Here is a 3786-nt window from a genome sequence, read left to right as displayed (position 1 = left end):
GTTTATGAGATCGATGCCATTTTTACGAAAGATTTCAAACAAACCCGCCCTCCTCACCGATAAACCCTGAATAGTTTAAATCTTAGATATTTTCAATTCGCTAGATTGCTAGATTGCCATTCAAATTGTGGTGCCGATCGAATCTTATCTAGTAAAATTGTTAATGGCGAGATGGTAAATAAAGCAATAAATACGGCCTCATTAATATAGAAATAATTACGCAAAATAAACGTCAAACAGGCGATCGCGATCGCCCAGACTATTCGAGTCGATCGAGCATTGGGAATCGATCGCGGATCGGTAATCATAAATAGGGCAAATAATAATAGCGAACCGCTCATTAATTTATGAACGTAGACATCCAACGTCCACCCCAGCCAGATATTTCTGGCAACTTCGAGTAAAGCATAACTCCCAAAAAAAGCGACGCTGGTATCCCATCTACCAACTCGCTTGAGGACGATGCCACCCAAACCGAGAAATAGTAATAAATACCACCAATCATCGCCCCATTGTCCTGGCGAAACCCAGGCATCAGGAGTCAAGATCAGGGCGGCAATAATGCCAAAATTAGCCGGATTGAACCAGTGCTTTTTGTCGCTCGTAAAGATGAATTTACTAGCAATAGCGAGTACTCCTGCTAATACCATCGTACTCACTCGATCGGCACGTAATAATAATGACAAACCCAGACTAGTGATGAGGGCACTTTTCAGAGCTGGTAAAGGATTTTTAGTAGGCTCGGATAAGCCCGTCAATACTAGCTGAGTCACACAACAGCTAGTAATTAAACTAAATATTAGTTCGGGTTTAATCGACCAATCCCTGGCACTAATACCCAATCCCAGAAAGGTACTTAAAAACACGATCTGGTAAACTCGCGGATCGCTAAACATATTTTCGTTGGCGAAGCCTCTGTGAAAGAGAATCGAGATGATGCTGCCATTCAAGATACAGGCTCTGACGATCGAGTTCCGGATCTTTGATAAATAACTTTAGAATCTATAACATTAATAAATCTTGTCCCCAGGCAAATAATTAGTAGCCCGCAGCGTTAACGTAGCCGCTGCGATCGAGGATAATGAAGAGACTAAGCTTAAAAAACTAATCCTCTCGGACGATCGGACTGAAATTATTCCGATCGATCGCCCAATTAGAGAGGTCTTGCTTCTGGTATTAGATGGACAAACGCCCATCTAACTAACCAATGTAGGGGGATAAGGCTCAGAGCATCAGTCTAATCGAGAGTTAGATTGAGCCTAGATTTGGGCACCGACAATTTAGGTGTTGACAGGTCTAAAAAGTTAGCGATCGTTTGCATTTATGATTTTAATGAGTCTAGTTTCGCGTACCAATGCCTCGATCGGGAGGAGTTTTCGGGGCTTATTGAGAGCCAATATCCTCCTGCCGATCGCTGGGTTTGCAGGGGCGATCGCCGTTTGGTGGCTGATTGCCCTCTTCCGCAAGGAAATGATGCCCACGCCGCCAGAGGCACTGCTCAAGAATTTAGACTTTATTTTGCAGCCTTTTGCCATTCGCGGCCCTGGGGATATTGGGCTGGGATGGTTGCTGTTGGCTAGTTTGCGCCGAGTTTGCATCGGCTTTTTGCTAGGGGCGGTAGTCGCCATTCCGGTTGGGGTGTGGATTGGATTATCGCGGTATGCTTGGTTGGCTCTAAATCCGCTGATTCAAGTCTTTAAGCCCGTTTCGCCCCTAGTGTGGTTGCCGATTGCCCTAGCGATTTTTAATGCGGCGGAACCTTCCGCAATTTTCGTAATTTTTATTACCTCGCTGTGGTCTACCATCATCAACACCGCCGAAGGTGTCCGCAACGTCCCCAAAGAGTATTTAGAGGTGGCACAGGTCTTAGAAATGCCCCGTTGGAAACAACTCGTTAAGGTGATCTTGCCTGCCAGTTTGCCCTACATTTTCACCGGATTACGCATCAGTTTGGGCATTGCGTGGTTGGTAATCGTAGCCGTAGAAATGCTCACTGGGGGGATTGGGATTGGCTTTTTTGTCTGGGACGAGTGGAACCGCCTGAATGTGAGTGCGGTATTTTTAGCGGTATTTGTGATTGGGATAACGGGGTTGATTTTGGATTACGCCCTGGCTACATTGCAAACGATCGTCACCCGCCGTCCCGCACGCTCCTAAATCTCACGTTAGGATTGCCGATATCCTTAGTCTAGGAGCTTCTTAGGCGGATTTTGCATAATGTTACAACATGTTGAAAAATTCAGCAGATCCACCTTAAATAGGATGATAGGTGGAAAGTTTCTGCTTTTGCATAGGGAATATGCTGAATTTTTCAGTCTATCTACCCAAATTTGGGTGGATAGATGGAAAGTTTCCGCCTAATAATAGTTGGGCCGCTGATGTAGTCTCCATCTACGAATGTGTTTGAGAGTATCAGTCCACATTGCCGCCTCAAAGGAGTACCATGCTCAAGCTCTACCGTGAACTCGCAACCTGGTGGCCTCTGCTCTCTCCCCTTGAAGACTATGCCGACGAAGCCGAATTTTTTTGGCACCTGCTTTCGGAAGTCGGTCTGCCTTCATCGCCTTCGCTCTTGGAATTGGGCTGTGGTGGGGGAAGCAATGCGTTCTATCTCAAAAAGTACTTTGCCCACCTGACCCTTACGGATCTGTCACCGCATATGCTGGCAGTGAGCCGCGCCCTGAATCCTGCCTGCGACCATCTGGCAGGCGATATGCAGACGCTGCGGCTGGGACGCGTGTTTGACGTGGTCTTCATTCATGACGCTATCGACTACATGACGACGCCTCAAGACCTCCGGCAGGCAATGGAAACCGCCTTTGCCCATTGCACAGCAGGTGGCGTTGCCCTGTTTGTGCCCGACCATGTCCGTGAGACGTTTGAGCCATCCACCGCACATGGTGGTCGAGATGGTGCAGGGCGAGCGTTACGGTATCTAGAATGGGCATACGACCCAGATGAGAATGATACCACCTATGTCGTTGAGTTTGTGTATTTGTTGCGCGAAGCCAATCAACCTGTGCGGGTAGAGCACGAACAACATATGCATGGGATCTTCCCGCGAGCTGAGTGGTTACGGCTCTTAACTGCCGTCGGCTTTCAGGTTGAGATAGTCCGCGACCAGTATGCGCGCGACATTTTTGTGGCACGCAGACCAAAAGGCTGATGGCCAAGAATGGCTCAACAACCACAGGCAGGTGACGGCGAACAGCGTTCGCTCGTCCCTCGCTCCCGCTGCTCGCCGCACCTGATGCGCAGCGTTCGCAAAGGTTCGACAACAGCTCTCGGTCAAATTGGATCTGCTCGATCGATATCGACATTACTTACTGCTCTAGAAGGAGCAGGGAAAATAACGCTGTTTAGGCATGAATGCGATCGAGTGCGAAATGTCTGTTAAATTAATCTATCGTCGATCGTTGATAATGAATTAAGTGGGAGCGTCAAAACTTCAAGCCATCGCTTCTGCTTTTCGTTAAACGTGGGAGACTCATGAATACACTGTGGACGAGGCGAGCTTTGCTGCAAGGGATGGGTGCTGCCACTTCCGCGATCGCATTTTCTAGTTGTAGTCAACAATTTTCGCGCAATCCAGTCGGGTTGCCAGCAGCAGCCCTGGCGGTGCAGCCAATTATCGACCCTGCTAGCCTAGAGAAACCCAACCTGACAGTGGGCTTCGTGCCCGTAAATGATTGCGCTCCGTTCGCTGTCGCTTGGGAAAAAGGCTTCTTCCGTAAATATGGATTGAACGTCACCCTCAGTCGGGAAGCTGTCTCTTATACACATCTC

General features: G+C 48.2%; 5 protein-coding genes. 4 read left to right on the top strand and 1 reads right to left on the bottom strand.

Annotated elements, in window-relative coordinates:
• Positions 1 to 92: 92 nt before the first annotated feature.
• A complete protein-coding gene (locus tag C7B77_RS25815) occupies positions 93 to 896 on the bottom strand; it encodes an RnfABCDGE type electron transport complex subunit D (protein ID WP_106311732.1) in 804 nt (267 codons plus the stop codon).
• A 436-nt stretch (positions 897 to 1332) separates the two neighbouring features.
• Here C7B77_RS25815 and ntrB point away from each other — a divergent pair, with 436 nt between their 5' ends.
• From ntrB to C7B77_RS25800, 4 genes are all read left to right on the top strand, one after another.
• Complete coding sequence (gene ntrB / locus C7B77_RS25810; RefSeq protein ID WP_245894420.1) at positions 1333 to 2157, top strand: nitrate ABC transporter permease; 825 nt, start codon at positions 1333 to 1335, stop codon at positions 2155 to 2157.
• Positions 2158 to 2443: 286 nt separating this feature from the next.
• Entirely contained in the window at positions 2444 to 3166 is a 723-nt protein-coding gene (locus C7B77_RS25805; RefSeq protein ID WP_106311728.1) for a class I SAM-dependent methyltransferase, read from the top strand.
• A 9-nt stretch (positions 3167 to 3175) separates the two neighbouring features.
• Complete coding sequence (locus tag C7B77_RS29410; protein WP_146138521.1) at positions 3176 to 3397, top strand: hypothetical protein; 222 nt, start codon at positions 3176 to 3178, stop codon at positions 3395 to 3397.
• A gap of 92 nt (positions 3398 to 3489) precedes the next feature.
• Positions 3490 to 3786: ABC transporter substrate-binding protein (locus C7B77_RS25800; RefSeq protein ID WP_181244038.1), on the top strand; the 297-nt coding region annotated here is incomplete at its 3' end.

The organism is Chamaesiphon polymorphus CCALA 037, assembly GCF_003003845.1.
Classification (GTDB): domain Bacteria; phylum Cyanobacteriota; class Cyanobacteriia; order Cyanobacteriales; family Chamaesiphonaceae; genus Chamaesiphon; species Chamaesiphon polymorphus.
This window is presented reverse-complemented; position numbering and strand designations above follow the sequence as displayed.

What these genes read in the sequence shown, in the direction of transcription:
- C7B77_RS25815 (WP_106311732.1), bottom strand. Translation starts at nt 896, where the DNA reads ATGTTTAGCGATCCGCGAGTTTACCAGATCGTGTTTTTAAGTACCTTT.
- ntrB (WP_245894420.1), top strand. Translation starts at nt 1,333, where the DNA reads ATGAGTCTAGTTTCGCGTACCAATGCCTCGATCGGGAGGAGTTTTCGG.
- C7B77_RS25805 (WP_106311728.1), top strand. Translation starts at nt 2,444, where the DNA reads ATGCTCAAGCTCTACCGTGAACTCGCAACCTGGTGGCCTCTGCTCTCT.
- C7B77_RS29410 (WP_146138521.1), top strand. Translation starts at nt 3,176, where the DNA reads ATGGCTCAACAACCACAGGCAGGTGACGGCGAACAGCGTTCGCTCGTC.